This window comes from Morganella psychrotolerans (assembly GCF_965118875.1).
Classification (GTDB): Bacteria; Pseudomonadota; Gammaproteobacteria; order Enterobacterales; family Enterobacteriaceae; genus Morganella; species Morganella psychrotolerans_C.
The window spans coordinates 44,290-61,913 of the sequence record NZ_CBCPJD010000015.1 but is presented as its reverse complement, the minus strand read 5'-3'; the positions used below and the strand labels follow the sequence as shown (position 1 = coordinate 61,913).

Genomic DNA, 17,624 nt, shown 5'->3' with positions numbered 1-17,624 from the left:
TACTCGCTCCTTACCGGCAGGCATTGTGATAGTGGCGCAGCACTGTCTGAATGTGCGCAATGATTAAATCTTCCGGCGCAGCCGTAATATGTCCGGCGCGGACTTGCGGGTATTGAAGCGGCAGATACTGGCTGATCAACGGCAGCGGAATCGGTGTTTTAGTCAGATTTTTCAGCAGGCAGTCAACCGCCGCACTGATCGCTTTATCCGGCCAGTAATAGCGGATGCGGTCTGAATAACTGTAGCTGCGTGCAATGTACTGTATCTGCTCATCACCGGTGTAATAGCTCTGCCAGTAGCCCGGTTTTTTCAGCATGATATCCTCTGTCACCTGACGCAGTGAGGAACGCCCCGCAGGTGCTATCAGCTCATCTTCAATGGCTGCCAGTGCATAAAGAGCTTCACGCAGAGCAAAGGTAAGCCCCGGACCAACTTTAAGGATCGCGAAGTGATCATCAACCAGCTGACTGAGCGCATGTGGCATCTGATAATCTGTTGAATGCGCTTCAAACACCAGATGGTCGTGATGTGTGACCATATTACTCAGTGCGCGTGCTTTCTCAGGTTGATAATCAATCACATTTACGTGATCAAACTCTACCCCCGGTTGCACCACCAGTCCGATGATCCGCGGCCAGATGTCGGTCAGATTTTGTTGTGAAAAAGCCCGCTGATGAGCAAGTAATGTTGCTTCAGCCGCTTTTGCTGTTGTGACCGTCAGTTCAGCAAGTTCTTCATGAGCGCCACCCGGCACAGGGACTTCAGTACCGATAACATAAACCAGATCACGTGTTCCGAAACATTGCTGACAGGTTTCTTCAGCGATAGCCGCCAGGCGTGCAGCCCGTTGTGCCACAATTTCATCTGTCAGCGGAACGGGGTCACCGGCACAGGACATACTGCAATCGAGGTGAATTTTCTTAAATCCGGCAGTGACATAAGAACGGATCAATTCGTCCGCTTTTACCATCGCCTCGTCAGCCGGTTCATTCTGCCAGCGGTTTGGTCCGAGATGATCGCCGCCGAGGATAAGATTTTCCCGGGGAAAGTGGTTGTCATCCGCCAGTTGCCACAGAAAATCGCGGAAATCAGCCGGTGTCATTCCGGTATAGCCGCCGAATTGATCCACCTGATTGGATGTTGCTTCAACCAGTAACGGAGTCTGTTGCTCACGGGCGAAGCCTATCGCGGCTTTCAGAACATACGGATGTGCGGAGCAGACAGCATAAATGCCCGTTTTATCTCCCCGTTTGTGGCGTGCAACAATATCAGTTAAAAGTTTCACTTTCCTCTCCTTACAGTCTTGCGTGGTTTGTTTTTGTTTCAAGTCTTGTAATGCATACTGCTATAAAGGAAAAAGAAAACAAAACGAAAGGTTTTAAAATCCTGATCCGCATCACAAAAGAAATATAATGAAAGTAAGGCTTCTTTGACTAAGTGTAGTTACGCATTTTTCCGGGCTTGCATTCTGCATAAAGAAAAGCGTTAATAGATGAAACGAAATGAAATGAAAGATTTTTTGAATGAATAGTAAGGATAAGGTAATGAATAGTCCGGATACCGGTACGGATAACCGGATTATGGGAACGAGCGGGCGACGCGAACACATCATCCAGTTACTGCGTTCTAACGGCAGCGTCCAGGTTAATGAATTATCACAGCAATTTCGCGTTTCTACGGTAACCATCCGCAATGATCTGGCTTTTCTGGAAAAACAGGGAATTGCTATCCGTGCCTATGGCGGTGCGCTTATCTGTGAAGGCGTTGCACTGGTTAATGAACCCTCACTGGAAGATAAAAGTACCCGGCACACGACAATCAAACGCAATATTGCAGCCATTGCGGCGGAGCGGATAACGCCGGGTCTGCGGGTTATCCTGGACTCCGGCACGACAACGTATGAGATTGCACGTCAGTTGCGTCATCATCAGGATATGATTGTGATGACCAATGGTATGAATGTGGCGAATGCCCTGCTGGAAGCGCCCGGGGTGGAACTGATGATGACTGGCGGGCAACTGCGCCGTCAGTCCCTGTCATTTTACGGCGATCAGGCTGAGCAATCTTTGCATAATTATCACTTTGATATGCTGTTTCTCGGCGTGGATGCGATTGACCTGGAACGCGGTATCAGCACGCATAATGAAGATGAGGCGCGTTTAAACCGGCGGATGTGTGAAGTCGCCGGGCAGATTGTGGTTGTCACTGACTCAAGTAAATTTAACAGCTCGAGTCTGCATAAAATTATTGATACTCAGCGTATTGATACCATTATTACCGATGACGGTATTCCGGAAGCAAGTTTGACCGGTCTGCGCCGTATTGGCGTGGAAGTGATACTGGTGAAAGGCTGAAAAAGAGGATTGTCACAAAAAGAGGTAAAACAACACTGAATATTGCAGAAAGAAAAAGGATAATCGGTTATAAGGATAATATGATTAAGCAGAACATAAGAGCGGGCTGTGAAAATATTATTAATGGCACTGCTATTTTTTTATCCGTTCATTACTTTCGCGGCTGAGACTTGCTCAGATATTTCCCGACGTGCGGAAAACGAGGGAATATACAGTGAAAGAGTGATTTACAAAGTTATGTCTGAGGGGCGGCTGTACTTTCATTCCGCCCCGGACAGCAGATGTAAAAGTAAAATCAGCTTTTTGGTAAAAAATGATTCTGTTATTGGTTACCGGGTTAATGGTGATTACTTATTTTCGGGCTATGTTAATGGCGAAGGTGAAATAACAGACGGCTGGCTGGAATTATCTCAGCTGACGCAGACGAATCTGAGAATTGTTCCTCTTGCTGAGGAAGTTGATCATGTTAACCGTTCTCACGATAACAAAAAAAATAATCCGCTGACCACTGATGATTACCGGCTGACTGTCAATGAGATGGCTCTGCGCCCCGGAGAACCATTAAGTGAAGTCAGTCGTGATATTCTCAGAAACTACCACCGGGAGCCTGAGTTAGTCTTTATTGGCTATGGCAGGGCCGGCAGAACCGTCGGTGTTTCATTTCCTGAGGATTCCCTTTCTGTTTATGCGACCTATATTATCAATGATAATACTGATGAGGATGTTATCAATCAGATAACATTGTCTTCTGATAAATATAAAACACATCGCGGTATTGGCGTGGGTGATCCTCTCAGTCTGCTTTTTGAACGTTATGGACTTCATGATGATTATTCGGCTGATGAGAGTACAGAATCACTTATTTATCATAGTATTGATATGAGTCTTATTTTTGAGGTCAGTAAAGATAAAAAAATAAAACGGATTACGTATCTCCTGAATGCACCGGGAATGGTGAACTGTACAATAAACAGTGATAACTGGTCAGCAGTGCCCTTTATTATTCCGGTACAAAGAGAAGTGATATCACAGGCCAGGGTATGGCTTTATTTGCAACCTGATGAGAAGTGTAAAACAGAGTTATTTATTATCCGTGGAGACCGTGTATTACAGTATCGGCAACACGGCGATTATGCTTACATTAATTACATTAACAGCAAAAATAAAGTGGTTGAGGGTTGGATAAAAAACTCAGCATTAAAGGTTGCTGATAATATTGCTGATAAAGTAGATTACCGGGATTTTATTCTGAAGTCAGGTAATGGTCAGATTGATTTTTTAGGCAAACCAGTAACAGATAATACGGTGACCCACTGGCTTGAAACGCAGCGGGAAGGTGTATCAAAACCTGTATTTCATGATTTTTCTCACGGTGTTGAATCATGGATTTCTGATATCGCCGGGTTTAATGTCACAATTTCCCGGACTAATACGATTGTGGAGAAACGCACCGGCAGACAGGATGCATATATATCTGAAATATCGTTTAAAGATGACCGTTATAAGACGTACCGGGGCGTCACTGTCGGTGATACCTATAACGAGATGATTGCCGCTTACGGGGAATACAATAATATGGTAGCCGGCAGTGCCTGTTATTATTACACCTGGTTTGACCGTCAGCTCTGGTTTTGTTTCGATGATAACCTGGTTATTACGGCTATTTTGTATAAGAACTATCCGGAATCGGATACCAGGTAATCTATCTGATATGGAGTTAACAATGAAAAAACTATTCATTATTTTACCTGCTTTAATTCTTACCGGATGTGTAATGAGTGATGCGGAGCTTAAAACAGCGTATGCAGATCATTATTATCAATCCCCTGAGTATATTGCGGGCTATAAACAAAAAATAAGCACTATGAGTGTGAATGAACTGGCAGTGACAGGTGCGCAGGAAGACAGAGCTAAAATGAACGGGCAGTCGCGCATGAAAATAGATGATTCCCTTTATATCGAAAATATTGAGGCGAAAGATAACAATGTTATTTATCACTATTCGCTGTCACCTGCATGGCTGAAAAAATCCGCATCCTCACAGAAAAAGGATCAGATAAATATGCAAAAAGATCTGATTTACCGGACATGTTCACTGAAAACAGTGCAGCTGGTTCAGGAAAAAGGGCTGGCTGAGATCCATCAGTATTATGATGACTATCCGCAGCATATTTTATTTACACTGCATGCAAACAAGGCACTGTGTAAAAAGAACGGATTTTGAAATAAAGAACGCCACATGCAGATGTGGCGTTCTTTATTTGTGGCTGCGGTCAGGTTTCGTTAAAACGAATACAGGGATGCCGCTGATTCTCCCAGTTTTTCAGCCAGTTCAGAGGCGGCATACCGGTCTGTTATGATTTCAATATAAGCGGCACGGTTACCGGACTCTGCTTCTTTAATCGCTTTATCCAGTTCAGTGCAGGTGGTGACGCGGCGGCAATACCAGTCATCACACCCCAGTGCTTCCGGCAATTGTGCATAACGCCATTGCGGTAAATCGTTATAAACAGCCTCCGGGTCTTTGCACAGCAGTCGTTCAATCAGATAACCATCATTATTCAGCACGAAAATGAGCGGTTTCAGTCCGGCGCGGTCAAACTGACTTATCTCTTGTGCGGTCAGCTGATGAGCGCCTTCCCCGGTTATCAGGATAATTCGTTTGTCCGGTGCGGCAACCGCAGCCCCGAATGCGGCCGGTGTTGCCCAGCCGATTGATCCCCATAACGTTTGGTTATGGAACTGTGCCCCTTCCGGCAGCAGAGTAAAGCCCAGCCCCATTGAAACTGTCCCGGTTTCAGCAATAATAATATCGTTTTCTCTGAACATTTGCTCAAAACGCGGATAAAGATATTGCGGTATTATTTCGCCTGTTGCGTCAGATTCCGGCAAACCAAGCCCGGTTGCCGGCGGAACAGGGCAATCAGTGTGGGGTAACGCGGCGATTAACGCCGGGAGAATATCCCGCATATACACATCATGGAAAACGGCTGCACCGACACTGACGTTATCCGCGAAAATGCTGATCAGTTTCTGTGGTGCAATCTCTGCGGTAAAACTGCCGGTATTGAAATCAGTCATAACGGCACCGACACTCAGGATACATTCACAATTTTCGACAAATTCCCTGACCTGCGGATTCATCAGTTTCCCGTCATACATGCCGGTGTAATGCGGATTGGATTCGCTGATAATTGCTTTATCCATAAACATGGTGGCGTATGGCAGACCTGTTTTACTGATGAGTGCGCGCACATCTTCAATTAACCCGGATCGGGCAGATAACATGCCGGGTAAAATACAGGTACTTTTGCCTGCCGCCAGCTTAGCGCTGATGGCGGCAACAGCTGCAGACAGGGAGTCGCTGTTACTGACCGGCAGCGCCTGCGGAGAGACATTTTCAGGTATCTTAACCGGTAATACGGCGTAATCAGACGGAAAGCCGATATAGACAGGGCGGCGCTCACGCAGGGCGCTGGTGATCAGCCGTTCTGTTTCCTGTACACAATTGTCCGGTGTCATTATCGTGTGGGCGCAGGACAGTCGCTGCCCCAGTTCATAAAACAGGCTGAAATTCCCGTCACCTAATGTATGGTGAACCAGGCGCCCGCTTTTTTGCACACCACTTGCCGGCATACCAACCAGATGAAAAACCGGCAGGTTTTCGGCATAAGCGCCGGCAATACCGTTTATGGCGCTTAATTCCCCGACGCCGAAGGTGGTTGAAAGCGCCGCCATTCCGTTGATGCGCGCATAGCCATCGGCGGCGTAGGCGGCGTTGAGTTCATTACAATTTCCTATCCATTTCATGGTATTGCTTTCGCAAACGGCATCTTCAACCGGGAATGCATAGTCACCGGCGACACCAAATACATGGTGGATACCGAGATCTTGCAAACGCCCCAGCACATGCTCAATCACTGTTTTTATCATTTTCTTCTCCGGTAAATAGGGTGCTGATTTATCAGCGTCAAATCATTAACAGTATGAATGATTTTTAGCGATTATTCGGAATGATTGGAAATGGTTTATACTCATTGCGGTTATAACCAAATGTAATAGGGGTGAAGGATGGATATCCGGGCACTGCGGTATTTTGCCGAGGTTGTACAACTCAATGGTTTCAGCCGGGCTGCACAGTCATTATGTGTGACGCAACCTGCTATCAGCCGCAGTATTCTGAAGCTGGAAGATGAACTCGGTTTTACACTGCTGACCCGTGAAACGGATGGTGTAAAACTGACAGATGAAGGGGCGATTTTATTTGATCACGCTACCAAAATTCTGGCGCAGTTTCATTGTATGAACAAAGCATTACAGGATAAATCAGGTCCGCTGACCGGGACATTAAATGTCGGATTACCACCGGTTATCGCATCAACCTATTTCGCCGATATTATTATGGCATTCAGTTCCCGGCATCCGCAGGTTGAGCTGAAAATCTTTGAACTGGGCACCAAACAGATGCTGGATGCGATGACGGAAGGCAGTGTTGAAACTGCCGCTGTAATGTTACCGTTTGATAATAATCTGTTTGATTTACAGCGGTTTACCACTAATCAGCTGATGTTGCTGGTCAATGAGCAGCATCCGCTGGCGACAAAAGAGCGGGTTCTGTTTACGGAATTACTGGATCAGAAATTTGTTTTTTTCTCGGAAGATTTCCGGATTAACGATCTTATCCGCAGCGCCTGCGGAATTTATCACAGCAAACCAATAGTGGCTGGCCGGAGTAATCACCTGGATTTGATTATTGCGATGGTGCGTGCGGGGGTGGGAATTACATTACTGCCTGACAGCATGTGGCACGACAGGCGGGTTGACGGACTGGCGATTATCCCGGTGACCTCTCCGGTGCTCTCTTATGATTTGGCGCTCGCTAATGTGAAAGGGTATCAGAGCCGCAGTTGCCGTGCCTGGAATGCGCTGGCAAGAGAAAAACTGGGAATAGAACAGGGGAATAATGCGGAACTTACGGAAGACGTTACTGAATAGTTTACTGAAGATAGACGATATAAATAACAAAAAAAATCATTACTGCCGCGATTAATAACAGCGGAATATTACGCATTGCCAGCACATTTTTTACTTTGCTGATGATGAGTTGGCGCACATTACTTTCTGATGGTGTTTTGTCCCGGCTGAAATGAGGGAACTCCGGTGGGATCGGCGGCTGTTGCGGTAATGTCTGCTGCGGTAATATTTGCGGCTCAGTCCTTACCGGCTCCGGTTGGTTTTCCCGCTCCAGCGGTGTTTGTTGTTGCTGTTTTTTTATCGCCTGTCTTTTTTCCAGTTCGCGGAGCGCCTGTTGTTCCCGCTGTCGTTGCAGTTCCCGTTGTCTTTGCTGTGCAACCAGCGCCTGTAATTCTCTGAGCCGCTGCTCTTCCTGCTGTTTCTGCCGCCCCATTTCCCGGTGGCGCCCTTCTGCGGTCATGGGCTTAGAGGGGGGTTTTACCGGTGATTTTTCAGGTGGCACGGATGGAGAAAGTGCTGATTCAGCGGCATAAATATCGGATAAAGAGAGACTATGCTTTTTCATAAACAGCCGTGCTTTCGCAAAGGCATTTGCTGCCTCATTCTCATTACCAGCGTTTTCCGCAAGAGACATTAATTTCTGTACTTTTGCGATTGCTTTATCCCGATCAGTCATCATGTTATAAAATGTGATGTTGTTCTTATGTTATTTAAGTAATTACATAATACTGTGAATTTACGCTATGTGAAGTTATCGGAGGGGGGACAGGTGTATTCAGTGGTTAATGTTTACAGTCAAACACCGGTTTTTTTATCTGTTCAGAAAATAGCATAAACAGTGACCCCGGCAGAGTTATCCGCCATAGGAAATATGTGATAAAGAATAAGAAAACCGCCATTTTCACAGGAAAACAGCGGTTTGTTCAGAAAAAGAGGTGTAATCCGTTTACTTACGGGCATCCAGTAACTGTTTTGCGTTCTCTGTCGTTACTTCTGTCCACGGAATAGCATAGTGGTTATCTTTACCATCATTCCATTGCAGTTTGTCCGCGTATTGTGCCCAGATTTTGGACTGCGGCTGATAGCTGTCACCTTTGACGGCTTTCATTGCAAGGTCGATAGAGCCCTGCATCTGTGCGTTTGCATCCTGAAGGATGGAAACCATTTCGCCTTCCTGCACGGAACGGATAGCATCAGACACGCCGTCCACACCTGCGATAGAGAAATCACTGACATTCAGACCGGCAGATTTGATAGCTTCAATAGCACCTAATGCCATTTCGTCATTCTGCGCGATAACACCACCGATTTTACCACGGTGCTTCTGTAACCAGTTTTCCATCAGCGGCATGGCTTCAGCGCGTGACCAGTTAGCCGTTTTACGCTCTAACACTTTCACTTTGCCCGGACCACATTCTGCAATGGCTTTGTCATTACCTTCGCCGCGCTGAATTTCACCGCTGCCGCCTTTCGGCCCTTCGATAATAACCACATTACCTTCACAATTCATTTTTGCCAGAACCGCTTTGGCTTCCATGTAACCGCCGAGGACGTCATCAGAAACCACTTCAGCCGTCATTTTGTCTGTGTTCAGACGGGCGTTGGTGACGATAACAGGGATTTTTGCCTCATTCGCCATAGTGACGACGTCGATGTTCGCTTCATAATCCATCGGGTTGATAATGATAGCGTCAGTTTTGGTCTGAATAGCGGTTTCAGCCTGGTTATTCTGTACCATCGGGTCGTAACGACCGTCATAAACAGTAATAACCGCATCACCACTTTTCACAGCCGGATGTTCTTTTGCGGCTTTTTCCATTAACTGGACAAACTCAGCTTTCATTCCATACATAAGTACCGAAATTTTTACCGGGTTATCCTGTGCAGCAAATGCCTGGCCGCCCATCAGCAAAGCAGAGGTCAGTGCTGCGATCTTGGTCAGTTTGTTCATGGTTGTTCCTTGTAGGGTAGCTGTTTTTATAGTCTTTATTTACGCTTCATCCTTCGCTCCGCAGGTGCGTTGGCTGCGTTCGTCCACCCCGGTCACATACTGATGTATGTGACCGGGGATGTCCTCACTTTGCCGCCTTCCTGCAAAACGAATGATTTTGCGTAAATCTGTTTTACAGGAAGCGCACCGACAGAATGTGGCAGGCTGAAAAAATCCGCGTGGGTACTGCTGTCAGTCACGACGTTGTTTGCGTGACGGATCTAAAAGCACGGCGATAACAATTAATGCGCCTTTGATAATCTGCTGGTAATAGGACTGAACACCGAGCAGGTCAAGGCCGTTATTCATTACGCCAATAATTAATACGCCGAACAGGGTGCCGACTAATGTCCCGACGCCGCCTGCCATACTGGTTCCGCCGATAACAACGGCGGCAATGGCATCCAGCTCGTAAGCACTCCCGGCGCTTGTCTGTGCTGAACCGGTGCGGGCTGTGAGGATAAGACCGGCGATACCGGCTAATGCACCGCACAGGGTATAAACCAGCACTTTGATTTTAATTACGCTGATACCTGAGGTTCTGGCACTCTTCGGATTTCCGCCGACGGCGTAAACATAACGCCCGAATGTGGTTTTATTCAGTAAAATCCAGGCAAGAATAAAAATAGCAGCCAGAATAACCACCGGCACCGGGATATCGAAAATATAGCCGTTTCCTAACCAGCGGAAATCACTGTTAAGCTGTGATACCGGGTTGCCGTCCGTTGTCAGCAGCGTCAGACCGCGCGCGGCAGATAACATCCCCATGGTGACGATAAACGGCTGGAGATTAAATTTCGCCAGAATGGTTCCGTTGAGAAGTCCACAGACAATCCCGATCCCCAGGGCGATAATCATCGGGATCATCACCGCATTGGCGGTATCACCGATAGCCAGTCCGGTATTGCTGGTGGCAAACCGCGCCGCCACAATGCCGCTCAGTGCCAGTACAGAGCCGACAGACAAATCGACACCGGCAGTGATAATAACGAAGGTCATACCGATGGCGAGAATGCCGTTAATCGAAATCTGGCGCAGGATAATCATCATATTATCCTGGCTCAGAAAGTAGTTATTGCTCCAGTCGCCGCGGGCGACCTGAATTTCACCCACAACGGCAACAATCAGGCACAGAACAAAGAACGCCAGAATGATGCCGTATTTGTGCATATTTTTCTTGTTACGGGCAATAAATGAGATCCCTGGTGAGGGCGCAGTATTTGTTGTATTCATGGTCACTTCTCTTTATTCATGCATACGATGGCGGGTGAACGGCTGTGCATCATCACACCGCAAGTTTCATTAAATCAGTCTGAGTGGCATTCGCTGCGGTCAGCTCTCCGGCGATCCGCCCGTCACGAAAGACAATAATGCGATCACTCATTCCGATAATTTCGGACAGCTCAGAAGAGACCATCACGATACCTTTGCCCTGTAATGCAAACTCGGACATAAAACGGTAAATTTCTTTTTTGGCGCCGACATCCACGCCGCGTGTCGGCTCATCGAGCAGCATCACTTCCGGCTCAATCAGCGCCCAGCGCCCGAGAACCACTTTTTGCTGGTTGCCGCCGCTGAGATTGCCGACTAATTGTCCGGCATCCGGCGTTTTCACATTGAACAGCTCAATCATGTCATTCGACCGCGCCTGTTCTTTCTTGTCATTGATAAAGCCGCCCTTGCTGATGGTCCGGAAGGATGCAATATTAATGTTTTCATTAATGGAGCGCCCGAGCATCAGCCCGGTTTCTTTGCGATCTTCTGTGACATAGGCGATACCGGCATTGATCGCATCTTTCGGGGAATGTTTATCCAGATGCCGCCCGTTAATATGAATGGTGCCTTTGTCAGCATGTTCGATCCCGAAAATCAGATCGAGAAACTCAGTGCGCCCGGATCCGACCAGACCATAAATCCCGAGGATTTCGCCTTTTTTCAGGTTCAGACTGATATCATGCACATGGTTATCACGGGAAAGCCCGGCGATATCCATAATGGTTTCATTTGTCGGTTCGTTGAATTTGGCAAATTCATCTTTGATTTCACGCCCGATAATCAGCTCGATCAGCTTCTCACGATTGATATCTGCCAGCGGTCCGTCAGTGATAAAGGTACCGTCACGAAAAATGGTGAAGGTATCAGCTATCTGAAAAATCTCGGACAGGCGGTGAGAGACATAAATAATGCCTTTACCTTTTTCCGTCAGGCGGGTTATGACATCAAAAATCTTCCGTGCATCTTCCTCGCCAATGGCGGAGGTCGGTTCATCCATAATGATGATGTCAGCATCAGCATGAGAGAGCGCTTTGGCGATTTCCACCAGTTGCTGCTCGGCAACACTCAGGTTGCGCATTTTCTCCGTCGGGGAGATATCAAAATGCAAATCAGCCAGTAATTCAGTGGTTTGCTGATTGAGCTTTTTGAAATCGACAAAACCAAAACGGCGCGGTTCGCGTCCCAGCCAGATATTTTCCGCGACCGTCAGGTCAGGAATTGAACTCAATTCCTGCTGAACGATAGCAATACCGGCGTGCAGCGCTTCAATCGGCTGATGAAATTCGCAGCGTTTGCCTTTAACATAAATCTCACCGGCATCCGGACGGATAAACCCCATCAGAATGCTGAGAAAGGTGGATTTCCCGGCACCGTTCCCGCCACACAGGGCGTGAACAGAGCCTTTTTTCAGCGAAAACTGCGCATTTTTCAGTGCCACAACCTGACCAAAGGCCTTGCGCACACCCTCAACCCGCAGTAACTCGTCATTGTTTGCCACAGATGCCGTCATAATGAGACCTCCGGGTATTCTGATGTCAGTAAAGTGAGGTAATTCTGATACAGAGACTCATACACAGGCACATTTGCCGGGTTCGGCTGCGTGCGGGTGTTTTCATCCAGTTGAACAAAGCGCTCACATAACGCGGCTAACTGTATTTCCGGTGTTGTCTCTGTAGTCAGGGTATCGCTCCAGATGGCCTGAACAGCGGCACCCAATGCGGCGGCTTCCTGGTTGGTCACACAGACCACAGGCGTTGCCATTATATCCGCGACAATCTGACGCCATTTTGCACTGCGCGCACCGCCGCCGGTCAGGCGGATTTCGCGGGTGGTTACGCCTTGCTGACGGAACAGGTCAATACCAAAACGCAGCCCGTATGTGGCACTTTCAACCACAGCCAGGCTCAGGTTTTGCGGTGTCAGGTTGCTACCGTCCATGTTATGCAGGCTGGCGCGGGCATCGGGTAACTGAGGTACGCGTTCGCCATTAAAGAACGGCAGCATGATAAGACCATCCGCGCCGGGTTTACTGCTGTTCAATGCATCATTAAAGGACTGAATATCCAGTCCTAATAATGACTGAATAGTGCTGGTGGCGGATGTGACATTCATCGTACAGATGAGTGGCATCCAGCCATTGCTGGAGGAGCAGAAGCCCGCGATCATAGCGGAATCAGCCACAACCGGTTTCTCAGCAAAGGTAAACAGGGTGCCGGATGTCCCGAGGCTCATGGTGGTGATCCCCGGTTTGATATTACCGGTGCCGATTGCCGCCATCATATTATCGCCACCACCGGATGCCACACGAGTTTGCGGCGAAATCCCCAGTTTTTCAGCGATTTCAGGGCGAACAGTGCCGATCATCTGTTCAGCGCGGACTAACGGCGGCAGCGCCTGCCATAAAATCCCTTCCGGATCGATAAGATCGGCAGCTTCTTTGTCCCATTCACGGGTACGGATATTCAGCAGCCCGGTGCCGGACGCATCGCCGAATTCTGCACAGGCATTGCCGGTGAGCCAGAAGTTCAGATAATCGTGCGGTAACAACATATGGCGCAGTTGCTGCCAGAGTTGCGGATGCTGCTGTTTAAACCAGATGATTTTTGAAACGGTATAACCGGTCTGCGGCAGCAACCCGAGGCGATCAATTGCTGCTTTTTCACCGCCCAGCGCATCGATAAACCACTGGTTTTCCGCATTTGTAGAGGTATCACACCATAACTTAGCCGGGGCAAGCACGTCACCATTTTGACTGACCGGTACAAAACCGTGCTGCTGACCGGAAACAGACAGGGCGCGGATCTCACGCCCGTCAATACCGGCACTACGGATTGCCTGTGCAAAAGCCGTTTCCAGTGCATCAGTCCACCAGCAGGCTTCCTGTTCACGGAGTCCGCCTGACTCACTGATAATCAGGTGAGGCGCACTGCCCTCACCTAAAATACGTGCGGTCTGGCTGTCGACAATAATGACTTTGGTACTTTGTGTTCCGCAGTCGATACCGGCATAGAGCGTCATGTGTTACTCCATTTCCAGCACGATTTTCACGTCGGTCGCGCGGCCTTCGGCAGCACGCTCATACGCTTCAATACTGTCTTTGAATTTATAGGTTGCTGACAGCAGCGGGGCGACATCCAGTTTGCCGGAACTGAGCAGACGAATGGTGCGCGGGTACATGTTGGCGTAACGGAAAATAGTTTTGAAGGTGATTTCTTTTGCCTGTGCTGCCACGATATCCAGCGGAGCCGGATCGATTGGCATCCCTACGAGGACAGCGGTACCGCCCGGGGCAATATGATCAGAGATTGAGGCGATAACCGGTTTTGCACCGCTGCACTCAAACAGCACGTTCACACCTTCGCCACCGGTCAGTTTGTTGACAATATCAGTCAGTGCCTGCTGATCTTTGCTGTTTATGGCATGTAAGCCCTGATATTTTTCAGCAATTTTCAGTTTCTCATCAAACACATCGCAGATGATCACATCAGAACAACCGCCCGCCAGTGCGCACAGCGCAGTAATAATACCGATAGTCCCGGCACCAATTACCAGACCGATATCACCCGGTTTGATCCCGGCTTTGGTAGCAGACTGCATACCAATCGCCAGCGGCTCAACCATTGCGCCTTCGGCAAAGGTGACGTTATCCGGCAGTTTAAAGGTAAATGCAGCAGGGTGGATCACGCTTTCACGCAGACAGCCGTCGATTGGCGGGGTTGCCCAGAAGCGGACAGCCGGATCCAGATTGTAAATACCAGCACGCGACTGCGGAGACTGTAAATCAGGCACACCCGGCTCCATACACACGCGGTCACCGACTTTCAGATGTTTTACATTTTTACCGGCTGCCGTAACCACGCCGGATGCTTCATGGCCCAGCACCATCGGCGCTTCAACCACAAACGGTCCGATACGACCATGCTGGTAATAGTGGACATCACTGCCGCAGATACCGACGGTGTGAATTTTTATCTCAACGTCATTGTCGCTCAGGACTTCATTGCTCTGCCAATCCTGAATCGCGATCTTCCCTGCTTTCTCTAACACTAATGCCTTCATGATCACTTCCTTTCATTAAAATGATATCGATATCATTACTATGATTCGGATAGTAGACCAATCTTTATTATAATTATGTGATGTTGGTTAAATTTTTATTAAAAAAAGACGTTTTTGCTTATAACAGGTTCGACGAATGGTCTTATCGATCACGTTTTTGTGCTTCACGGTAAGGGTATAATGATACCGATATCATTTCGCGGAGGTGCAGAGATGCAGATGAATAAACAACGCTATATCGCTGAATCATTGGCAATACTGGAGAAAGGACACATTGTCCTGACAGAAGCTGAAAAGCATAACATCGAAATTGCTCATTTTAATCTGCCTGATTATCCCCGTTCAGGCCTGCAACTGCTGACGTACTACAACAGCCCGCATTACTGTGCGAAAGAGCTGGTACTGTTTGCAGACCAGACCTGCCCCGAACACCGCCATCCGCCTTATAAAACGCGCCCGGGCAAACAGGAAACCTTCCGCTGCCGCTGGGGGGAAGTGTATTTATTTGTTGACTCCCCGTCACTGACACTCAATCAGGATGCACAGGGAAATCCGGTTTGCAGCCCGCCGGAAGGTGATGAACAGTGGTATACCTGTGACCGCTTTATTTTACTGCGCCCGGGTGAGCAGTACACCATTGCACCAAATACCCGCCACTGGTTTAAAGCCGGCCCGCAGGGGACGGTTGTTTCCGAGTTCTCGACTGAGAACACAGATGAATACGATATATTTACTGACCCACGGATAAAACGGCTGGAATGTTAAAATAGCTGACACGGTTTTTCTCAGCAAAAAGACACCTTTTCGCGTGACTGAATCGATTTAGATGATAATATAATGGTACAAAATGATGCTTTGGCGCTAAGGAGATAAAATTGGCGGAACCCCGGACACAAAAGGTCACACTTGAAAATGTCGCCGCAATTGCAAATGTCAGTAAAATTACGGCATCACGCGCATTTTCGCAACCTGATAAGGTTCACCCGGAAACGCTGAGGCGCATTCTTGATGCGGCAGATAAAATTGGTTATGTCGTCAACGCAGCGGCACGCAATCTGCGGGCAAAATCCTCCCGTACTATCGGGATTGTCAGCCCGGATATGAGCAACCCGTTTTTCGGCGGGCTGGCAAAACGCATTACCCAGGAAGCATACAAAGCCGGCTATGACACCCTGATGTTTGATTCATACGAATCACGCGAAAATGAAGCGCGTATCATTGATAAACTGATTGGTTATAACGTCGATGCCATCATTTTATCGGTTGTTTCCGCTGAACGGGTATATCGCCCGGACTATGTTAAACAACTGGCACTGCTCAATATTCCGGTCATTCTGGTCGACCGGGAACTGGATGCAAAAGGGTGCAGCGGCGTATATATCGATAACCTTGACTGCGGGTTACAGGCGGGGCGCTATCTGTTATCTCAGAAAGTGAATAATGTTGTCATTATTTCAGGTCCTGAAGATTCTAATGTTGCCCAGGACAGAGTTACCGGTATGGTGGCAGGATTACACGGACAGGTCAGCAGTGTGAATGTACTTCATGCTGATTTTCTGATGGATGAAGCCTTTAAAGTGACAGATCATTATCTGAAATACCATGCGGCACCGGACTATTTTGTCGGCTGCAACAACCAGATTTCACTGGGGATTATCAAAGCCTGCATCAGACATAATCTTATTCCGCAAAAAGATGTTTCACTGTTCAGTATTGATGAAGTTTCTCATGCTGATATTTATGGGTTTGATTTTCCGTGTATTTCTCATGATTTACAGGAAATAGCCTGGCAGGCGATTAATATGGCAGTCCGGCGGGCGACTGACAGCAGCGCCCCGGCGAGCAAGGTGATTGTCCGCGGCGTCCTCCAATCCTGATCCGCGTCATCCTCCGGTCTGTGGCTGTGTTGGCTGCGCTCAGAATTCTGGGTCACATACTGATGTATGCTCCCCGGAATTCTTCACTTGCCGCCTTGCCACAAACCGGATGATTTAGCGGATCGCTGAGCTTTAAAATAATTATTTCTCTGCATTGTCAAAAATTCAGAAGGGCTAACCGGCAAAAAAAGGAAAGCGTATAGCGCCATGGATGGCGCGATCCGAGCGAACAGGGATGTGTTTACAGCGACTTTCCGCTTTGCTGGTTATCCCGACGCCCGAATATAAAAGAAGAGGGTTTTATCTTTTATCTTTTATTTTTTGGTGTTTTCCGCAATCTGCTGGTGCAGGGCAATAATCTCTGTACCCAGCTCTGTCAGCAGAACAGCGTTCATCAGGTGATCCTGAGCGTGTACCAGCGCCAGGGTAACAGGGATTTTTCCTTCTCCCTCATCCAGGCTGATAAGCTGAGTCTGAATCCAGTGAGCACCGGAAAGCATTTCTTTTGCTTGTTGCATCAGTGTTTCTGCCTGCGGAAAATTCCGGTTTTCACGGGCTTCACGAATGGCCTGAAATACCAGACTGCGGGCGCTTCCCGCACAGGTGATAAGTGTAATGATATCGGTTTCAGTTGTTTGTTGTGTCACTGATTAATCCAGTAATTCCAGAGCCTGATTTAATACCGCACCACTGTCAAGATTCCAAAAGGGATCCATCTCAATGCAGGCGACCGTTTTTTTTGCGGCGGTAGCGCTCTGCTGACATTCACGCAGGCGGTGACGGATTTGCGGGGCGAGCAGGGCGAGATCATACTCTCCGGCACATTCACGGTAGTCATGAACCGAGCGGCTGGTAATCTCAATATCAATACCCCTGGTTTGTGCTTCATCCTGCATTTTACTGACCAGCATCCGTGCAGAAATACCAGTGTCACACATCAGCACCACCTTCTTCATATCCTTATCTCCAAACTGTCCGTAACAAACAAAATTTATACTGAATGTATACCCAACGTCATTCAGGATGCAGGCAGGCGGCAAGCTCTGATTGCCGGGGAGCATAGTAAACTATGTGACCCGGCTGGCTGAGTGCGGC

General features: G+C 48.0%; 16 protein-coding genes. 6 read left to right on the top strand and 10 right to left on the bottom strand.

Annotated elements, in window-relative coordinates; all coding sequences use genetic code 11:
- Nucleotides 1-10 precede the first annotated feature (10 nt).
- Nucleotides 11-1,285 (bottom strand): tagatose-bisphosphate aldolase subunit KbaZ, encoded by a 1,275-nt coding sequence (gene kbaZ / locus ACMHKJ_RS14930; protein ID WP_413495093.1) that lies wholly within the window; start codon nt 1,283-1,285, stop codon nt 11-13.
- A 259-nt stretch (nt 1,286-1,544) separates the two neighbouring features.
- Between kbaZ and ACMHKJ_RS14925 the strand changes: the two genes are divergently transcribed.
- From ACMHKJ_RS14925 to ACMHKJ_RS14915, 3 genes are all read left to right on the top strand, one after another.
- Nucleotides 1,545-2,354: a DeoR family transcriptional regulator gene (locus ACMHKJ_RS14925; protein WP_067365129.1), complete on the top strand. Its 810-nt coding sequence runs from the start codon at nt 1,545-1,547 to the stop codon at nt 2,352-2,354.
- A gap of 303 nt (nt 2,355-2,657) precedes the next feature.
- Nucleotides 2,658-4,055, top strand: a complete 1,398-nt coding sequence (locus ACMHKJ_RS14920; protein WP_413495091.1) for a hypothetical protein — start codon at nt 2,658-2,660, stop codon at nt 4,053-4,055.
- Between the two features lie 22 nt (nt 4,056-4,077).
- The gene (locus ACMHKJ_RS14915; protein ID WP_413495090.1) at nt 4,078-4,578 is read left to right on the top strand and encodes a hypothetical protein; all 501 of its coding nucleotides are present in this window, start codon (nt 4,078-4,080) and stop codon (nt 4,576-4,578) included.
- 59 nt (nt 4,579-4,637) lie between these two features.
- Here the strand turns inward: ACMHKJ_RS14915 and ACMHKJ_RS14910 are convergent, their stop codons facing one another.
- On the bottom strand, nt 4,638-6,287 hold the full coding sequence (locus ACMHKJ_RS14910) for an alpha-keto acid decarboxylase family protein (RefSeq protein WP_413495088.1): 1,650 nt from the start codon (nt 6,285-6,287) through the stop codon (nt 4,638-4,640).
- Nucleotides 6,288-6,425: 138 nt separating this feature from the next.
- Between ACMHKJ_RS14910 and ACMHKJ_RS14905 the strand changes: the two genes are divergently transcribed.
- Complete coding sequence (locus tag ACMHKJ_RS14905) at nt 6,426-7,349, top strand: LysR family transcriptional regulator (protein ID WP_413495086.1); 924 nt, start codon at nt 6,426-6,428, stop codon at nt 7,347-7,349.
- Between the two features lies 1 nt (nt 7,350).
- Here the strand turns inward: ACMHKJ_RS14905 and ACMHKJ_RS14900 are convergent, their stop codons facing one another.
- The 6 genes from ACMHKJ_RS14900 to ACMHKJ_RS14875 form a co-directional block, all read right to left on the bottom strand.
- Nucleotides 7,351-8,007, bottom strand: coding sequence for a DUF2786 domain-containing protein (locus tag ACMHKJ_RS14900; RefSeq protein ID WP_413495085.1), 657 nt, complete (start codon nt 8,005-8,007; stop codon nt 7,351-7,353).
- A gap of 267 nt (nt 8,008-8,274) precedes the next feature.
- Nucleotides 8,275-9,279, bottom strand: a complete 1,005-nt coding sequence (locus ACMHKJ_RS14895; protein WP_067365111.1) for a substrate-binding domain-containing protein — start codon at nt 9,277-9,279, stop codon at nt 8,275-8,277.
- A gap of 231 nt (nt 9,280-9,510) precedes the next feature.
- Nucleotides 9,511-10,551, bottom strand: coding sequence for an ABC transporter permease (locus ACMHKJ_RS14890; protein ID WP_413495083.1), 1,041 nt, complete (start codon nt 10,549-10,551; stop codon nt 9,511-9,513).
- Between the two features lie 52 nt (nt 10,552-10,603).
- The gene (locus tag ACMHKJ_RS14885) at nt 10,604-12,103 is read right to left on the bottom strand and encodes a sugar ABC transporter ATP-binding protein (protein WP_413495081.1); all 1,500 of its coding nucleotides are present in this window, start codon (nt 12,101-12,103) and stop codon (nt 10,604-10,606) included.
- Entirely contained in the window at nt 12,100-13,611 is a 1,512-nt protein-coding gene (gene xylB / locus ACMHKJ_RS14880; protein ID WP_413495080.1) for a xylulokinase, read from the bottom strand. The genes ACMHKJ_RS14885 and xylB overlap by 4 nt, the downstream gene beginning before the upstream one ends.
- Before the next feature lie 3 nt (nt 13,612-13,614).
- Nucleotides 13,615-14,652, bottom strand: a complete 1,038-nt coding sequence (locus ACMHKJ_RS14875; RefSeq protein ID WP_413495078.1) for an NAD(P)-dependent alcohol dehydrogenase — start codon at nt 14,650-14,652, stop codon at nt 13,615-13,617.
- A 219-nt stretch (nt 14,653-14,871) separates the two neighbouring features.
- Here ACMHKJ_RS14875 and ACMHKJ_RS14870 point away from each other — a divergent pair, with 219 nt between their 5' ends.
- Nucleotides 14,872-15,417 carry a D-lyxose/D-mannose family sugar isomerase gene (locus tag ACMHKJ_RS14870; protein ID WP_413495197.1) on the top strand — a complete coding sequence of 182 codons (546 nt, stop codon included), beginning with the start codon at nt 14,872-14,874 and terminating at the stop codon, nt 15,415-15,417.
- A gap of 110 nt (nt 15,418-15,527) precedes the next feature.
- Complete coding sequence (locus ACMHKJ_RS14865) at nt 15,528-16,529, top strand: LacI family DNA-binding transcriptional regulator (protein WP_413495076.1); 1,002 nt, start codon at nt 15,528-15,530, stop codon at nt 16,527-16,529.
- A gap of 314 nt (nt 16,530-16,843) precedes the next feature.
- Here ACMHKJ_RS14865 and ACMHKJ_RS14860 read toward each other — a convergent pair whose 3' ends face one another.
- Nucleotides 16,844-17,176, bottom strand: a complete 333-nt coding sequence (locus ACMHKJ_RS14860; RefSeq protein WP_413495075.1) for a PTS lactose/cellobiose transporter subunit IIA — start codon at nt 17,174-17,176, stop codon at nt 16,844-16,846.
- A gap of 3 nt (nt 17,177-17,179) precedes the next feature.
- Nucleotides 17,180-17,467 (bottom strand): PTS sugar transporter subunit IIB, encoded by a 288-nt coding sequence (locus ACMHKJ_RS14855; RefSeq protein ID WP_413495073.1) that lies wholly within the window; start codon nt 17,465-17,467, stop codon nt 17,180-17,182.
- Nucleotides 17,468-17,624 lie beyond the last annotated feature (157 nt).